General features: G+C 46.9%; 13 protein-coding genes. 3 read left to right on the forward strand and 10 right to left on the reverse strand.

All coding sequences use genetic code 11. The features are described 5' to 3' along the window. Positions 1–293: 293 nt before the first annotated feature. From BBC0178_RS08990 to BBC0178_RS12340, 10 genes are all read right to left on the reverse strand, one after another. Positions 294–1,058, reverse strand: a complete 765-nt coding sequence (locus BBC0178_RS08990) for a pyrroline-5-carboxylate reductase (RefSeq protein WP_078039911.1) — start codon at positions 1,056–1,058, stop codon at positions 294–296. Then, positions 1,055–4,858: a methionine synthase gene (gene metH, locus BBC0178_RS08995; RefSeq protein WP_078040443.1), complete on the reverse strand. Its 3,804-nt coding sequence runs from the start codon at positions 4,856–4,858 to the stop codon at positions 1,055–1,057. Before metH ends, BBC0178_RS08990 begins: the two co-directional genes overlap by 4 nt. Before the next feature lie 130 nt (positions 4,859–4,988). Continuing rightward, the gene (locus BBC0178_RS09000; protein WP_077972485.1) at positions 4,989–5,234 is read right to left on the reverse strand and encodes a hypothetical protein; all 246 of its coding nucleotides are present in this window, start codon (positions 5,232–5,234) and stop codon (positions 4,989–4,991) included. 299 nt (positions 5,235–5,533) lie between these two features. Further along, complete coding sequence (locus BBC0178_RS09005) at positions 5,534–5,902, reverse strand: YraN family protein (protein WP_078039912.1); 369 nt, start codon at positions 5,900–5,902, stop codon at positions 5,534–5,536. A 258-nt stretch (positions 5,903–6,160) separates the two neighbouring features. Continuing rightward, positions 6,161–7,045: a 16S rRNA (cytidine(1402)-2'-O)-methyltransferase gene (rsmI, locus tag BBC0178_RS09010; RefSeq protein WP_078039913.1), complete on the reverse strand. Its 885-nt coding sequence runs from the start codon at positions 7,043–7,045 to the stop codon at positions 6,161–6,163. Between the two features lie 3 nt (positions 7,046–7,048). Beyond that, positions 7,049–8,542, reverse strand: coding sequence for a succinate CoA transferase (locus BBC0178_RS09015; RefSeq protein ID WP_078039914.1), 1,494 nt, complete (start codon positions 8,540–8,542; stop codon positions 7,049–7,051). Positions 8,543–8,628: 86 nt separating this feature from the next. After that, the gene (gene pyrF, locus BBC0178_RS09020; protein WP_078039915.1) at positions 8,629–9,324 is read right to left on the reverse strand and encodes an orotidine-5'-phosphate decarboxylase; all 696 of its coding nucleotides are present in this window, start codon (positions 9,322–9,324) and stop codon (positions 8,629–8,631) included. A 1,010-nt stretch (positions 9,325–10,334) separates the two neighbouring features. Further along, the gene (locus tag BBC0178_RS12280; protein ID WP_078039916.1) at positions 10,335–11,117 is read right to left on the reverse strand and encodes a lytic transglycosylase domain-containing protein; all 783 of its coding nucleotides are present in this window, start codon (positions 11,115–11,117) and stop codon (positions 10,335–10,337) included. A gap of 423 nt (positions 11,118–11,540) precedes the next feature. After that, a complete protein-coding gene (locus BBC0178_RS09030; protein ID WP_078039917.1) occupies positions 11,541–12,686 on the reverse strand; it encodes an Mrp/NBP35 family ATP-binding protein in 1,146 nt (381 codons plus the stop codon). 72 nt (positions 12,687–12,758) lie between these two features. Beyond that, on the reverse strand, positions 12,759–14,054 hold the full coding sequence (locus BBC0178_RS12340) for an alpha/beta hydrolase (protein WP_149867472.1): 1,296 nt from the start codon (positions 14,052–14,054) through the stop codon (positions 12,759–12,761). Positions 14,055–14,920: 866 nt separating this feature from the next. On the opposite strand from BBC0178_RS12340, the gene BBC0178_RS09050 reads away from it, so the two are divergent. From BBC0178_RS09050 to rnpA, 3 genes are all read left to right on the forward strand, one after another. After that, positions 14,921–15,991: an Lnb N-terminal periplasmic domain-containing protein gene (locus BBC0178_RS09050; RefSeq protein WP_078039920.1), complete on the forward strand. Its 1,071-nt coding sequence runs from the start codon at positions 14,921–14,923 to the stop codon at positions 15,989–15,991. 166 nt (positions 15,992–16,157) lie between these two features. Continuing rightward, on the forward strand, positions 16,158–16,292 hold the full coding sequence (gene rpmH / locus BBC0178_RS09055) for a 50S ribosomal protein L34 (RefSeq protein WP_075869057.1): 135 nt from the start codon (positions 16,158–16,160) through the stop codon (positions 16,290–16,292). Between the two features lie 185 nt (positions 16,293–16,477). Beyond that, positions 16,478–16,846, forward strand: coding sequence for a ribonuclease P protein component (gene rnpA, locus BBC0178_RS09060; RefSeq protein WP_078039921.1), 369 nt, complete (start codon positions 16,478–16,480; stop codon positions 16,844–16,846). Positions 16,847–16,854 lie beyond the last annotated feature (8 nt).

Raw genomic sequence — 16,854 nt, forward strand, 5'->3', positions numbered from 1 at the left:
TTTAGAGTATTCACCGACCGCATCCGATATATTCGAGGTTTTCCCGCGCTGCTGTTGCTTTGAAGCCTTGCAACCCTCCCGAACCGCGCAAATTTTCTGTCGATTGCCCGACCGTCTTTTCTATGCCCGCAGAGTTTTATTGCTCGGGCATTGTTGATTTAAAACCGTTCACAAATGGCGCGCGATCGGTTGCAAGCACCTCCCCTGCCTTCAATATGCCCGTGGGGCTTTAACGCACGGGCATTGTTGATTTATGACCGTTCACAAATGGCGGGTGATTGCTTTTTAGCCGCTCACTCGCCTTTGATACGTTTGAACGCTTCATCAAGGCCGCCGGTGAGCGCTTCTCTGCCACCATGATCGGTAAAATATTGGGAGACCAGCTCGTTCGTGCCTTTTTTGGTCGAATATTCGGCTTCCAATTTAGTAAAATCGGGCTTCCCTACTTTACGCGCCTCGTCGGCAAGATTGCCAAACATAGAGGCAAGAAACGGTGCCGACTGGCTTTCATCAAGCCCGTTTTTTTCGAACCAACGGTTTGCTGTTTCGATGAAATTGAAATAAACGCCCATCAGAGAACCGGCCGTCATCATCAAGGCAAACTGGCTTTCATCCTTGACGGCAATTGCGCCACCCATCGCATTGAAAATTTTCCGCAATTCCGGATTATCCGGATAAATTGCCGTAACGCCTTTGGCTTCGGCAACAAAGGGAAGCGGCATTACGCGAAAAACCTTTTTGCCAATCCATTTTTCAGTTTCACTTGCCGTTGCCATGGCAATAACCGAAATAACTGTTTTTGCTCTGGAAAAATCAAGCTTTTTCAATTCTTCCTCGGCAATCTGGCTTCTTAAACAAATGAAAACATCATCGCTCTGGTCGATTACATCCTGATTGTCTTTGCCGATTTTCACCTTGTCAAAGCGTTTGGAAAGCTCTGCCGCGCGGTCGGCATTTCGGGGTGAAACCGTAATTTGTTCCACCGGAAGATTGCTCTTCATCAAGCCTTCCACCATGGCCGAGGCAATGGTTCCTGTACCGATAAAACCTAGTTTCATTTGTCTCTTTTAACCTCGTAATTCAAGATCGGTCCAAGCCAGCGTTCGACTTCGCTTACCGGCATTGCTTTTCTTTCGGCATAATCTTCAACCTGATCGCGTTCGACCTTGGCAACGCCGAAATAATAGCTGTCGGGATGGGAAAAATAAAGTCCGGCAACCGACGAGCCGGGCCACATGGCGTAACTTTCGGTAAGTTTCACACCGGTATTTTTTGTTGCATCAAGAAGCTCGAACAATGTGCCTTTTTCGGTATGATCGGGCTGTGCGGGATAGCCGGGAGCCGGACGTATGCCGCGATAATGTTCAACAATCAGATCTTCTTTTGTCGAATTTTCATCGGCTGCATAACCCCAATAGACTTTGCGAACGCGTTCATGCAGACATTCGGCAAAAGCTTCGGCAAAACGGTCGGCCAGCGCTTTGACAAGAATGGAAGAATAATCGTCATTTTCGCGTTTGAAACGTTCGGCAATTTTTTCCTCTCCAAAGCCGCTCGTTACCACAAAACCGCCAAGATAATCGGGCGTGCCGACAGGAGCAACAAAATCGGCAAGAGCAAGATTGGGCTTTCCCTCGCGCCGCTGCAATTGCTGGCGCAAAGTGAAGAAGGTTGCCCGCTCGTGTTTTCTTGTTTCATCAGTGTAAATGCGGATGTCATCACCAACGCGGTTTGCCGGCCAAAAGCCGATCACCGCTTTCGGATGGAACCATTTTTCGGCAATGATTTTTTTCAGCATTTTTTGCGCGTCGTCATAAAGCTGGCGGGCCGTTGCCCCCTGCTTTTCATCATCAAGAATTGCCGGAAAACGCCCGCGCAATTCCCAGCTCTGGAAAAACGGTGTCCAGTCAAAATAGGTCGAAAGCTCGGCAAGATCCCAATCGTCGAATTTTTTGACACCAAGGAATGTCGGCTTGACCGGTTTATAATTCTTGAAATCGAGTTTCAGTGCATTGGCGCGCGCTTCACTTAATGAAACGCGGGTCTTTTGTTGTTCACCCTTTTCATGGGCGGCGGCAAGTTTCGCATATTCCTGACGGATTTTTTTGATTGTTTCGGTTTTTGTTTGCGGGGAAAGAAGCGATGAAACAACCCCCACCGCCCGACTTGCATCAAGCACATAAACACTCTGCCCGCGGTGATATTGCGGGTTGATCTTGACGGCCGTGTGAACGCGGCTTGTCGTTGCCCCGCCGATCAACAAGGGAATGTCGAAGCCCTGACTTTCCATTTCGTGGGCAACATTGACCATTTCATCAAGCGAAGGTGTAATGAGGCCGGAAAGGCCGATTGCATCGGCTTTTTCACGCCGTGCCGCATCGAGAATGGTTTGTGCGGGAACCATCACACCAAGATCGATAATCTCGTAATTATTGCAGGCAAGCACAACGCCGACAATGTTTTTGCCAATATCGTGCACATCGCCTTTGACTGTTGCGAGAATAATTTTGCCTGCACTCTGGTGGCCTTCGCCACCGTTTTTACGCTTTTCCTCTTCCATATAGGGAAGAAGAATGGCCACAGCCTGCTTCATCACGCGGGCGGATTTGACCACCTGCGGCAAAAACATTTTGCCGGACCCGAAAAGGTCGCCCACCACATTCATGCCGGCCATAAGCGGCCCTTCAATGACATCAAGCGGGCGTTCGGCTTTTTGGCGTGCTTCTTCCGTATCAGCGTCGATATATTCGGTAATGCCGTTCACAAGCGCATGTTCAAGGCGCTTTTCCACCGGCAATTGTCGCCAGCTCAAGTCTTTTTCTTTTTTCACGCCGCCACCGGCCTTACCGCGATATTCTTCCGCCAAAGAAAGCAAGCGTTCGGTTGCGCCAGCGTCTTTATTGAGGATCACATCTTCACAGGCTTTTTTAAGCTTCGGTTCGATTGTATCGTAAACGGCCAATTGTCCGGCATTGACAATGCCCATATCCATACCGGCGGCAATTGCCCGATAAAGGAAGACCGAATGCATCGCCTCGCGAACCGGCTCATTGCCACGGAACGAGAATGACAGATTGGAGACCCCGCCGGAAATATGGCAATAAGGCAATTTTTTGCGAATTTCCTTGGTCGCTTCGATAAAATCGACGGCGTAATTGTTGTGCTCGTCAATGCCGGTTGCAATAGCGAAAATATTGGGGTCAAAAATAATATCCTGAGGTGGAAAACCGACCTTGTCGACAAGAATTCTATAAGCGCGTTCGCAGATTGAAACCTTGCGTTGTTCGGTGTCGGCCTGGCCTTTTTCATCAAAAGCCATCACCACAACCGCCGCCCCGTAACGGGAGGCAAGTTTTGCGTGTTCGATAAACTTTTCCTCACCCTCTTTCAAGGAAATCGAGTTGACGATGGATTTCCCCTGCACACATTGAAGACCAGCTTCAATAACCTCCCATTTCGATGAATCAATCATGACGGGGACACGGGAAATATCAGGCTCGGCGGCAAGAAGATTTAAAAATTTGCGCATGGCCGCAACGGAATCAATCAAGCCTTCATCCATATTGATGTCGATGACCTGTGCGCCGTTTTCCACCTGATTGCGTGCAACATCAAGAGCAGCCGTATAATCATTATTGGTTATGAGTTTGCGAAACCGTGCCGAACCCGTAACATTTGTGCGCTCGCCAATATTGACGAAGGGAATGTCGTGGGTGAGTGTAAAGGGTTCGAGCCCCGACAAATGCAAAAGCTTTTCCTGCGGTTTGGGTTTCCTCGGTTTGAAGGGTTTGACCGCTTCGGCAATAGCGCGAATATGATCAGGCGTGGTCCCGCAGCAACCACCGACAATGTTGATGACACCTTCACGCGCATATTCTCCAAGCTCTTTTGCCATAATTTCAGGCGTTTCATCATAACCGCCAAAGGCATTGGGCAAACCGGCATTGGGATAAACACAAATGAGTTCTTCCGTATTGGCGGCCATTTCCTTCACAAGCGGCAGCATGGCCTTTGCGCCCAAAGCACAATTAAGCCCGACAGAAAACGGCTTGGCATGGGCAACCGAATAAAGAAAGGCAGTCGGCGTCTGCCCTGAAAGTGTGCGCCCCGACATATCGGTAATTGTGCCGGAAATCATGATTGGCAATTCGATATTTTTTTTGGCAAAAACTTCTTTTGCGGCAAAAATAGCCGCTTTGGCATTGAGCGTATCGAAGATCGTTTCAATGAGAAGCAGGTCAACCCCGCCATCAATCAGTGCATTGATCTGTTCGCCATAAGCAATGCGCAATTCATCAAAGGTAATGGCACGAAAACCGGGATTGTTGACATCGGGCGAAATCGACGCGGTCTTATTGGTGGGGCCAATGGAGCCGGCAACAAAGCGCGGCTTGCCATCTTTCTCTTCGGCCCGTAAAGCCGCGCGGCGCGCAAGACGGGCACCGTCACGGTTAAGCTCATAGACCATATTTTCCATGCCATAATCGGCCTGCGCAATGGTGGTTGAAGAAAATGTGTTGGTTTCCAGAATGTCGGCACCGGCCAAAGCATAGCGCAAATGGATGTCTTCAATGGCTTTCGGCTGGGTCAATGTCAAAAGGTCGTTATTGCCTTGAAGAGCACAGCTACAGGCCACAAACCGCTCGCCACGAAAATGTTCTTCGTCAAAATGGAAAGACTGGATTTGCGTTCCCATCGCGCCGTCAAGAATAAGAATGCGCTCGCGCGCCAATTGACGCAATTCTTCCGTGCGGTTTTTCGGCTTTTCCGTTTGACCGAACAATTGTTCTACAGGATTTTGCGTTTTGCCCGAGGCTTTCTCTTCACCGGAAGATGACTTTTCGACAATATGTGACATAGCAGGGGAACCTTTCATATCAGCCGGTCATGAGTGACATAAAGATTTCTTTATGTCAATAAATTGCAAGAATAGAAATAAAAAACGCCGGTAAAAACCGGCGCCTTTTTAATAAAACTTTTTGTGATCGTCACCGGACAAAAATACCGATAGAGCAAGCGACACACAAAACTGACAGAATTATCAAAATAAGATAGGCTTTTTTCTTGTCGAACAGAATTGCGAAAGCAGAAAACCAGCCCATAATACCGGCGCTTAATGCAAACATAAAACCGGCGCGGTTCATGGCAACAAGATGGGCAGCCAAGAGGCCACCGATAATCAGCGCACCAAAAACTATTATAAGACCGGTTGCGAACTTCTCATAATCGTCCATAATCAATCCTCTTCAAGCGGGCTTGCAATTCTCATAAATCAAAGTCCGGCTACTTGATGTTTCTTTCCTTCTAACGCATGACAGACAAAAACGAAATGTTTTTTTCGTTCGTGCCCCTTCAACAATGCGCCTGCTCACGAAGTTTTTCATGGAATCGTTTTTCCTCGCCCGAGCTCTTCATCGTTAAAGCTCTTATAGCCTATTTATCGCAGAAGCTTTTATGAACAACACCGCTTATCTTGAACAAACTGAACTTGCCAAGCCGGAATTGCAGGTTATCTTTCCCCGCTTGTTGTTTTTCAATTTTCAGGATGAAAAAAACCCTCTATATGGCGGGGCAATTTCCACGGGCTAATTGCAATCAAATCATAGCGCAGCCGCAATTTTTTGCGGTCGGGCTGGCGCGCGAGAAAAATATTGGCTGCATTGTCAAAACGTTTTTCACTTGGCTGTTTAACCGCTTCCATCGCCTCTTCAATGGTGGGGCGCGCTTTTACCTCGACAATCGCAATAACATGCCCACGCCGCGCTATAATATCAATTTCGCCGAAACGGGTTTCAAACCGGCGTGCCGCAATATGATAGCCCTTCATTTGCAGCCATAAGCCCGCAAGCCTTTCAGCATAAATGCCGCGTGAATATATTTTCTGCTTGCGTTTTTTGTTCATGATCTCTCTTCATGAAAGGGGAAGACAAATGACACATCTATCTACTCATAAGAATAAAGATTTATACAGAAATATTTTTTAAAAAACACCGTTCTTAGATCGTTCCCTTAACTATTTCAAAGGCGAGAGGGCCGAAAATTTAAAAATTGACGGAAAGAAATTTAACGGATTTTGTCGAGTCCCTCATCTCTTTCAGTTACTTGAGCTTTTCGAGCCACCCTAACCTTTTTTTAAAGCCCCTGATCCGCTTCAAAAAGCTTAATCCTTCAGCGATAAAAGGCGTTTGTAGAGTTCCGGTTTTTTGTGTCCTGTGATTTTCGCTGCTTCTGCGGCGGCTTTTGCTGCGGGATGATCTTTCGCAAGGTCGATCAGAAGTTTGTCGATTTCTTCCGCACTGAATTTTTCTTCCTGTTTTGATGGCGGCTCGACAATAATAACAATTTCGCCGCGTATTTTTTCGCTATCATTATAGCGTTCTTTCAATTCCGAAAGTGGAGCGACATCGACTGTCTCGAATTTTTTGGTCATTTCGCGACAGATCGCACCACGGCGGTCTTTCCCGAAAACATCAACCATATCGGCCAGAGTTGTAGACACGCGATGCGGCGACTCGTAAAAAATCAATGAAGCGGGAATTAAGCCCAGTTCTTCAAGGCGGGCTTTTCTTTGCATGGACTTTGTTGGAAGAAAGCCGGAAAAGAAAAAGCTGTCGGTTGGTAGGCCTGTTGCAATCAACGCTGTCAAAGCGGCAGAAGCACCCGGAACGGGCACGATTTTGATGTTTTTTTCGCGCGCCTCGGCAACCAGCCTGAAACCGGGGTCGGAAACAAGTGGCATGCCAGCGTCACTCACCAGCGCGACCGATTGATTATCTTCGAGAGCGCCGAGAAGTTTTCTGCCTGCTTCCTCGACATTATGTTCCTGATAGACAATCGGCTTCTGGTGAATGCCATAGCGATCAAGCAATATGCGTGTCACTCTGGTATCTTCGCAGGCAAGAACATCGGCAGCGGCGATAGTTTCTATTGCCCGCAAGGTGATGTCGCCAAGATTTCCTATCGGTGTTGCCACAAGATAGAGCGCCGGTTCAAGTGCCGGTGCTTCATAAGCATTCGCCCCGATGATATATTTCCTGTCTGCCAAAACTCATCCTAACATTGAACCCGTTTTCTTGAACTTTTCGTGCAATGAAAAGGCTTCTTCAAGAATATGCGGGGTCTGGCCACCAACCGTTTTGCAAGCACGATCGAAATAATCGCGCAATATATCGTGATAGTCGGGATGGGCACATTTTTCAATGATAAGCGGTGCACGTTCACGTGGTGCAAGACCGCGCAAATCGGCATAGCCCAATTCTGTCACCAGAACATCGACATCATGTTCTGTATGATCGACATGGGCAACCATCGGCACTATGGAAGAAATCTTGCCACCTTTGGCAACCGATTTCGTTACAAAAACGGAAATATAGGCATTCCTCGCAAAATCGCCCGAACCGCCAATACCGTTCATCATATGGGTGCCACCGACATGGGTCGAGTTAACATTGCCGTAAATGTCGGCTTCAAGTGCGGTATTGATCGCAATAATACCGAGGCGGCGGATAATTTCCGGATAATTCGAAATTTCTTGCGGCCGCAAGATCAACCGGTCCTTATAGCGCCCGATATTCGGGAAAACCCGTGCAGCACAGGCTTCGCTCAAAGTAATTGACGAGGCCGATGCAAAATCGAGCTTGCCGGCATCGAAAAGTTCGAATGTCGAATCCTGCAACACTTCGCTATACATTTGCAAATTGTGGAACGGACTATTCACAAAGCCTGTCAGAACCGCATTGGCAATGGTGCCGATCCCCGCCTGAATGGGGCTTAATGTCATATCCATGCGCCCTTGATCGACCTCTTTTAAGAAAAATTCGGTCAAATGGCGGGCAATGGCATTGGTTGCATCATCGGCTGGCGAAATCAATGACGGGCTATCCGGCACATCCGAAATGACAATGGCCGCAATCTTGTTTTTATCCACCTTGATTGAAGTCGTGCCGATGCGCGTATCCGGTTTTACTACCCCGACGGGCTTGCGGTTTGGCCGTGCTTCGGGAATATAAATATCATGTATGCCTTCAAAATCCGGATTGATGCTGGTATTGAGTTCGATAATAATTTTATCTGCCCCCAAGGCAAAGCTTGCCGAATTGCCGACAGATGTTGTCGGCACGATCGAACCATCTTTATGAATCATCATCGCTTCGATAATGGCAATATTGACCGGTGGTAACTGGTGGGCGCGCAATTGCTCGACCATTTCCGACAAATGTTCGTCAATAAACATAACTTCGCCGCGATTGATTGCCGCTCTTAAAGCGGTATCAACCTGAAACGGCATACGGCGGGCAAGAACACCCGCCTCGCTCAATATCTTGTCGGTGTCATGACCAAGAGAAGCGCCTGTCAACAGGCTGATTTTAAAAGGGTGTTTTTTCGCCCGCTTTGCCATTGCATGAGGAACAAGTTTAGCATCGCCCGCACGGGTAAAACCGCTCATGCCGACAACCATACCATCTTTGACCAGACTTGCCGCCTCGTCCGCCGAGACGATTTTTGCTCTCAATTCCTCACTTTGAATTCGATCTTCAAACATTCCATACTCCCATTCTCAACAACATTTTAGCCAGCCTCCCTGCGAAACTTTTGAAAATCCAGGTAACGTTTGCTGGGCTTATGCTATCAAGCCTCTTCCATTTCAGTTAAAATCAGCTTGGCCGCCTGTAACGGATTGTCCGCTTTGACAATCGGTCGGGCAACAACAAGATGACTTGCACCGGCTTGAATCGCTTCTTTCGGGCTCATAACACGTTTCTGGTCGCCTTTATCTGCCCCTTTGGGGCGAATACCGGGCGTGACCAGAGCCATATCAGGGCCAATAACATTTCTTAATGCTTGGGCTTCCGCAGCCGAAGCGACAATTCCACCCATTCCTGCCAAACGCGCGTCTTTCGCCCGCTTTAGCACCAATGTTTTGGCATCGTCTGAATAACCTGCTGCTTTAAGATCAGCGTCATCCATAGAGGTGAGCACCGTCACACCGAGGAGACAAAGATTGCTCCCTTTGGCCGCTTTCACGGCTGCACGCATGGCCTTCGGATAGGCATGAACAGTCAACATATCGACACCGAGCTTGACGACATTTTCAACCGCACTCGCAATCGTATTGTCGATATCGAGGAGTTTCATATCAAGGAAAACTTTTTTGTTTGCCGCTTTGAGTTCACGGGCAAATTCAAGCCCGCCTGCAAACAATAATTGATAGCCAATTTTATAAAAGCCGACTGTATCACCTAATTGTTCAACCAGCTTTTCTGCCTGCCGAATATCAGCCACGTCCAATCCGACGATTAACCGATCTCGCATAACACTTGCCATCAATCAAACTCCATTCCCATGACCCTTTTAACAAACCTCAACCCTTTTAACAATCCTGACCTATTTTAACGATCTGGAATTGACTCCAAGTGGTATAAATCTTGTTCCGGTCCTGTTCCGACTTCCTTAATTTTTGAAATCAAACTGTTCTTGAACAGAATAGGTTCCATTAAAAAGCTCATTATCAGGCATAAGCCGAAAGTACAACTTTCCACTCATCCTTATCATGCAATTGTACCCTGTTATCAAGCAATTATCCCCTCTTATCAAGTAATTGTGCTCCAAAAACCAAGCAATTGTGTACCTTTTGTCCGACAATTTTAATGAGGCTCAAAACAATCAGGCTAAAATCGGTTTGCTTCTATCGGTTACGTCCAAAAACTTTCGAAACAGCGTTGACTTAATCGCGAAGCTTATTCTCATTGTTGGACAAACAGTGCTCTCTGAAATGGCAATCCGGAAATTGTAACAAAACGACAATCAAGAAACTGTATCAAAACCTGTTTTTGTGAAAAAGCTTAAGTGATGTTTTTAGAAAGCTGGTCAATGTATTCCGGTCTTCGATGCTATCGGTTTCCCATGATGGTCAGATCATCACCAAAGCGAAGCACCAAGGCCAGATCATAAAAGTCAGATCATGATGGCCGGATTATTATGGATAGATTATTATGATGAGATCACTCGACCTTGGAGCGCAGTGAACATATGCGACCGGTCAGTTTTTTCCGGAAAGCCACTCTGTTACACTCGATGAAATCTCTATTATTGTTGAACAGCTTGTCGAGTGACACGCCAAACAGCATTCATTCACCGGCAATTTTTTTGAAAGCTTGAATAAATTATGCTTAATCTTGCTTTGCTTAATAGTGCTTGCTTCGCTTGATACCGGTTTTAATATTGGTAAGTGTCGCGCCCCATAAAACCGGCCGCTTGCCCGTAAGTGATCTTTATGTGCTTTTCTTTTGGCAAAAGCATAACAATCAAAGAGGTGAACCCGACTTTTTTAAAAATCAGGTCCCGCTACTTTTCATTTGCGGTATCGGAATATTGACCGTGCCGTTACCGGTGCTGGCATCGGTTTTCGGTCTGGTAACCGATTCGACAGCATTTCTTGCGTCATCCGAAATGCCGGAATTGTCGCCAAGCCCTGTCTCGCCTAAAAGTCCTTTAGCCTTGGCATCATAATAATAACCGCGGGCATAAAGACGCACGGCCTGCGTCTCGTCGCCTTCTGCCACTTTATAGGCGCCGGCCAGATATTTCACGGCAAAACGCAAATTCGTTTCTGCGTCAAGAAGCCCTTTCGGATCCCCTTGATAACCCATGCCTTTGGCCGTCGGATGACTGATTTGCATGAGCCCGAGATAGGGCCCGTTACGACTATTGGGGTTACCATTGCTTTCGCGTTTGACAACACGTCTTACGAGACTTTCCGGCACATTATAGGCCATTGAATATTTGGAAATGAGCTGTTCGACTTCCGGGCTTGCATGGGCAAGTTCAACGGGCCCCGACGAGGATTTGAGGGCATCGGGATTGGCGGCATTTTCTCTAGCGAGAGCTGCAGGATTGGCTTCTTTTCCATTATATGCCAATTCCTTGAACACCGGAACCGGAAATTTTTTGTCAATCAGATAACCGTATGATAACGGCGTTGTCATTGTTCCGACACGTGCAAACGACGCGGTTTCATCAGCGAGTTCGGCTTTGGGTTTGTTTTGCTGGGTACATGCTCCCAGAAAACCCGTTAGTACGACAATACTGCCACTGACTATCAAACGTCGTTTAGTCATACACCACCCGTTTTTAATACAAACTTTTTCTTAAAACCTGTCCAAGCCCCATTCAACTTGTTCAGGCTTTTATAAAATATTCAAGAAAGCCAAATATTTTGGCCATCAAAAAACGCACATACGCTGTACACTTTGCCGCCGTACTCTTTGCGCGACAACTCCTGATGAGCCGATTTCATGGCAATCCTGTGACCAAAATGTCATTTTCTTGTCATTTAAGTGGATAACCTCATGAAAAACCGAAGTTCGACATGAAAGCGCACCACACTCAATGAAGCTCCGGAACGTTATCCAATGTTGTGAAAAGGCATTGAACAGCGTTCGAAAACGACATTTAGGCACCTAAGTTGCAAAGTCAACCTAACACAACTTTTAAAGAATCGCAAAACATGGTTTACAAAGGGTTAAATTTCGCCTTTTCGTTTACAAAAGGTTACTTTTTAGCCGATCGGCTATTTCGCTATAAAGTTTGGCAAAAGTGCTTTGCGGTTTGGCAATATAGACCGGTGTACCGGCATCCGACAAAGCGCGCACATCCGGATCAAGCGGAATTTCTCCCAAAAACGGCACCTGCCGGTGGTGGGCTTCATTGCGTGCCCCGCCATGACCGAATATATCATAGCGCTTGCCGGTGTCGGGAGCGATAAAATAGCTCATATTCTCGATCACGCCCAGAATCGGCACGCCGACCTTGGTAAACATCTCTATGCCCTTGCGCGCGTCAACCAACGCCAAATCCTGCGGGGTGGACACAATAACCGCGCCGGTCATCGGCACTTGCTGGGCAAGGGTCAATTGTGCGTCACCGGTGCCGGGGGGCATATCGACAACCAATACATCAAGCGGCCCCCATAAAACATCGCGCAAAAATTGGGTAACAGCCGACATCACCATGGGACCACGCCAAACCATTGGCCGGTCTTCATCCACGAGAAAGCCCATCGACATCAATTTCAGGCCGAATTTTTCCAGCGTTTCAAGCTTGTTGCCTTCAACCGCACGCGGGCGCTGGTTGATAAGGCCGGTGAGCCTTGGCAAGGACGGCCCGTAAATATCGGCGTCCAAGAGCCCAACTTTAAGCCCCTTGTCGGCAAGTGCCAAAGCCAGATTGATTGCAGTTGTCGATTTGCCAACGCCTCCCTTTCCGGAGGCCACAGCAATAATATGTTTAACCCCGTCAATCGGCATTTTTTCACCAATGCCATGGCTTGCACGCGCAATTTTCGGGGCGGCGTGCCCCGGTTCGACAACAATTCTTTTTGCCGGTCCCTTATGGGGCGCAGCGCTATTTGCCGTTTCAGTAGCATTGGCCGAACCCTTTTTCTCGGCCGTCAATGTGACAATTGCGGCTTTAACGCCATCCATTGCCTCGACAACCTTTTGCGCAGCCTGTCGCAACGGCTCCAGTTCTTGTGCCCTTTCATCCGGCACAGTTATCGAAAAAAAGACCTTGCCATCGGAAATAAATATTTCCGAAACAAGCCCGAGCGAAACAATATCGCTTTCAAAATCGGGCCCTTTGACCTTACGCAATTCATCAACAACATCATCGCTTGTGATATTGGACACGAAATTTTCCTTCCTGCAAATTTGCTGGATTTTTTTCTTTCCTATCGCGCTGACAAGCCGTTGGTCAACCGGCTAATGAGCAGTTTTTCCGGTTTTTGTATTGGCCAAAATGCGGCTTGAATTTTGGTTGCCCAACCATTTCACAATCATCTCGCGATCTTTTTCACCAATCATATGGTCACTGTTCACGATTTCACTATCGACTTTGGCACCGTTTTCGGTGAGCATCGCCGACAAAGCCGGTTGAAAAGGCGAATAAAGGGAATCTTTTTTCCCCGAAATAATCAGCGCATTGGTTTTTGACAAATTTGTGTGCGGGTAAGTATCAAGAACCGGCATAGAACGCATAAGAACAGCACGCCGGACAAGTTCGGGATGGCGCATGATAATGACCGCCAGCAAATTGGCGCCGTTCGAATAACCGACAAAGGTTGCCCGCGACAAATCATATTGATCCTCTTCACCAAGATCGGTCAAAAACTTGACAAAAGCTTCCGCTTCGTCAACCGCATCTTTCTGATCGAATTTTGTCGGTGTAATTTTTTTAAACCAGCGCGTTTCGCCGTTTTGCACAATGCGCCCACGAATGCCCACAAGTGTTGCCTGTGGCCAAATCGGGCGGGCAAAGGAAAACAATGTGGTTTCATCACCCCCCGACCCATGCAAGAGAATAATGACTTCTCCCGACGGATTGGCAGCGCGGTCAATGCGATAACGGAAATTATCAAGACGGACAATATCGGCACTATTATCATTATTTTTCTGCATAAAAATTCCTTTATCCGGAGTTTTGTTGGCGGTGTCGGCTTCAGGAGCAGCTCTGAATTTTCCCGGTAATTTTGCCAAACCGGATTTGAGCGGCACCACACCGTTTTGAACCGCGCCATTCGACAGGGTTGCATTGATCTTCATCACATTGCCGGGGCTTTTTACATTATAAGGGCTTTTTACATTATAAGGGCTTTTTAACCCGTCGCTTGTTTTTTTATTGGCGTTTATTTTTATATCGGCGTTTATTTTTATATTGGCGTTTATTTTTATATCGGCGCGGCTTTTTACAATCTTGCGGTTTTTTATAATATCACCGCTTTTGGTGAAATGATGGGCTGTGCTTGAACGCTGAAGCACGCTATCGGTTTTAGGCATATCGGCTGCGCGATAATTGGCGCTGTCTGATGTCACTAATGGCGGCGTAGCCGATGTGCCCTCGTTTTCTTCCGCTCCGGTTGTTTTACCCGCAAAATCGTCATTCATGAAATGGCCGCACATATCCTTGACAGATGGCTGAGTGAAAGCCACGGCATCACAAACAAAATTTGCCAATGCCAGAACAATAAACGCAAGAAAAAAAACGGACTTTTTTGTCATAACTCCATTATGCCGATGAACCTTTTAACAATTCTTCAATATAAGGGTTAAAGGCTGTTTAACCAAAACAATTCGCAGTGAAGAGCCAATAGCGCCTGCCTTAAGCTGTCAGAAAAACTTAAAGACAAACAGATGAAAAAACAGCCCATGGAAAAACAGCACATGAAAAAACAGCACATGGAAAAACAGCGAGGGGCTTTTGCCGCCCGTCATCAAATGAAATATCCAATATCGAAATAGAATATCGACTTTCAATAAGCAAATTTGCCGAAACGGAAAATCCGATTTGCTTGTTGCCGATATGCTTATAGCCGATGTGCTTGTTGCAAAGATTTGCAGCAGACCCGTACGCCCTTCTCTCCTCACACATTTTCGCATAAGTTTTGGGGTAAGGCGGCGCTTTTTCTCAAAAACATTTTTAAACAAGCGTTTTTAAACAAGCGTTTTCGGAAAAGCCCTTATCTTTTTGCGAAATTCCGGTAATCATCGCCGAAATACAAAATCATCCCCAGTCTCAAAGCCTCGAAACACAATAGCCGACGCAGAATTTCATCGGGAGTAGTACAGCTGTTATCAAAGGAACGGTATTCTCTCAACGATCTTTCAACCTCGAAAATACTGTTGACCGGCTCTTCGATCGAACTATTTTGCTTTGAAAGATATTGACGAATCATCAACATCAGTCGTTGCATATCTGTGCAATGTTCGTTCATCTTTCTACCCGATACACTTACGCTACAATTAACAATCATAGGTTGTTTTCTGGTTGAATACAACATTATTCTTTGAAAGGACTACATCAGGCCAATATTTTTTAATAAAAAGGCATTTTCTGATTGATCGGGTCATTATGAATTCGGGTAGTTATGAATAAAGTTATTTTACATCGGGAAAGCACTCTGTCACATTTTCTATTGCGTATTCTTGCAAAAATTGCGCGTATAGTGTGGGTCTGTTTTGCCTTTTTCATGCTGGTATGGAGCCTCTTTGCGTTTTTCTACCAGTTACCGTTCAATATGGCGGGCTTTGTCTTTATTGCCGCTTTATGGGTGGTTGTCGGCATTTATGCGCTTATCCTCGAATTCAAATCACCATGGAAATCGCGCATTCTTTTAGCTCTCATGTTTATCGGCGTAATCATATGGTGGTCGTCAATCAGGCCGACACTGCACCGTGATTGGGCACCCGAACTTGCGCGCAGTGTGGAAGCCACATTCGACCCGATCAATCCCGATATTGTGCATCTTCAAAACATCCGCAATTTCGAATGGATCGCGCCTTACGAGGGAAAGGAAAACTGGGAAAACGGGACTTATAATATCAATGATCTTATCGGGCTTGATGTCTATCTATCCTATTGGATGGGCCCTTATATTGCCCACACGCTTGTGGGCTTTACTTTCAAGGACGGGCGCCATCTGGTGTTTTCTGCCGAAATCCGGCGCACAAAAGAACAAAGCTTTTCGGCTATTGGCGGTTTTTTCAAAGAATTCGAATTGATCATGATAGCCGCACCTGAAGAAGACATCATAAAATTGCGCACCGATATCAGGCATGAAAATGTTTATCGCTATCCGATCAATGTGCGTCAGGAAAAGATAAAAGAACTCTTTGTGAACTATCTCGAAACAGCCGATAAACTTGCCCATAAAGCACGTTTTTATAACACGGTTACGGCTAATTGCACGACAGTCGTTTTCGATATGGCTCGCGTACTCGACCCCGGTATTCCGCTTGACTGGCGCATTCTCTTTTCAGGACAGCTCCCCTCCTATCTTTATGACCTCAAAGTGGTCGATACGAAAAAAACGTTAAAAGAGCTTGTTGACGAAGCCCATATAAAGCCCCAGATAAAAGGCCGCCGCGACCAATATTCTGTTGATATCAGGCGCTCTTCTGTTGATACCGGACGGGCACGAAATACGAACGGCAATTGACTCGGCGAAAACTAAACCGTATAAGCGCAAAAATTGCCCTGTCCTTTATTCGTAGTACTTTGTTCAGAGTACTTTGTTCAAAGGCACAAGGTTTTGAAAACTGTTCAACCGGCGGAAAACCGCACATAGAACCAAGAAGGGCCGCACGCCGCGGTATGTTAAATAAATGAAACGTACATATCAACCGTCCAAACTCGTCCGTAAACGCCGCCACGGCTTCCGTGCGCGCATGGCAACCCTTGGTGGCCGCAAAGTCGTCGCTGCTCGCCGCAACCGCGGTCGCAAGCGCCTTTCAGCCTGATTTTTCGGTTTTTTCCGGCTTTCCAATTTTTCCGGTTTCAATTTTCCGGTTTTTCAGGGATTTTACAACCACGGGAAAGATAGGCATTATGACCGGTTTTCCCATTTTTGTTGTAAAAAGGCCAGTGTTGAGACACCCGTTAAAACCCGCTCTTTCAAGGCAGAGTTTTGTCAGAGGTTTTTCCGATGAGTGAGAAATCCTTCCTCCGCCTTCGTAAAAGGGCGGATTTTTTGGCATTAAGAAACGGCGAAAAACGGCGCGGACCGTTTTTTCTTCTCGAATCGAAAAGCCGGAATTTGCCGGAAGAAATCAGGGCAATAACGCCGCCGCGTGTCGGTTTTACTGTCACACGCAAAAATGGTAATGCAGTCAAGCGTAATCGCATCAAACGGCGTTTACGCGAGGCTTTCCGGCTTTCATTAAAGCGTGACATTGCCGCCGGGACAGATTATGTCATTATTGCGCGGCCCGATGCGCTTCTAGCATCATTCGACAGTCTGACCGGAGAAATGGAACGCCGGTTCAGGCAAAAATTACAAAACTCGAAACGGTAACAGGACAA

The sequence above is a fragment of the Ditibartonella apihabitans genome (assembly GCF_002007485.1).
Classification (GTDB): Bacteria; Pseudomonadota; Alphaproteobacteria; order Rhizobiales; family Rhizobiaceae; genus Bartonella; species Bartonella apihabitans.

Excerpts from the sequence above, each read along its gene's own strand:
- rpmH (WP_075869057.1), top strand. The coding sequence starts at position 16,158 with ATGAAACGTACATATCAACCGTCCAAACTCGTCCGTAAACGCCGCCAC.
- BBC0178_RS09015 (WP_078039914.1), bottom strand. The coding sequence starts at position 8,542 with ATGTTTGAAGATCGAATTCAAAGTGAGGAATTGAGAGCAAAAATCGTC.
- BBC0178_RS12280 (WP_078039916.1), bottom strand. The coding sequence starts at position 11,117 with ATGACTAAACGACGTTTGATAGTCAGTGGCAGTATTGTCGTACTAACG.
- BBC0178_RS12340 (WP_149867472.1), bottom strand. The coding sequence starts at position 14,054 with ATGACAAAAAAGTCCGTTTTTTTTCTTGCGTTTATTGTTCTGGCATTG.
- pyrF (WP_078039915.1), bottom strand. The coding sequence starts at position 9,324 with ATGGCAAGTGTTATGCGAGATCGGTTAATCGTCGGATTGGACGTGGCT.
- metH (WP_078040443.1), bottom strand. The coding sequence starts at position 4,858 with ATGTCACATATTGTCGAAAAGTCATCTTCCGGTGAAGAGAAAGCCTCG.
- BBC0178_RS09000 (WP_077972485.1), bottom strand. The coding sequence starts at position 5,234 with ATGGACGATTATGAGAAGTTCGCAACCGGTCTTATAATAGTTTTTGGT.
- rnpA (WP_078039921.1), top strand. The coding sequence starts at position 16,478 with ATGAGTGAGAAATCCTTCCTCCGCCTTCGTAAAAGGGCGGATTTTTTG.
- BBC0178_RS09050 (WP_078039920.1), top strand. The coding sequence starts at position 14,921 with ATGAATAAAGTTATTTTACATCGGGAAAGCACTCTGTCACATTTTCTA.
- BBC0178_RS09005 (WP_078039912.1), bottom strand. The coding sequence starts at position 5,902 with ATGAACAAAAAACGCAAGCAGAAAATATATTCACGCGGCATTTATGCT.
- BBC0178_RS08990 (WP_078039911.1), bottom strand. The coding sequence starts at position 1,058 with ATGAAACTAGGTTTTATCGGTACAGGAACCATTGCCTCGGCCATGGTG.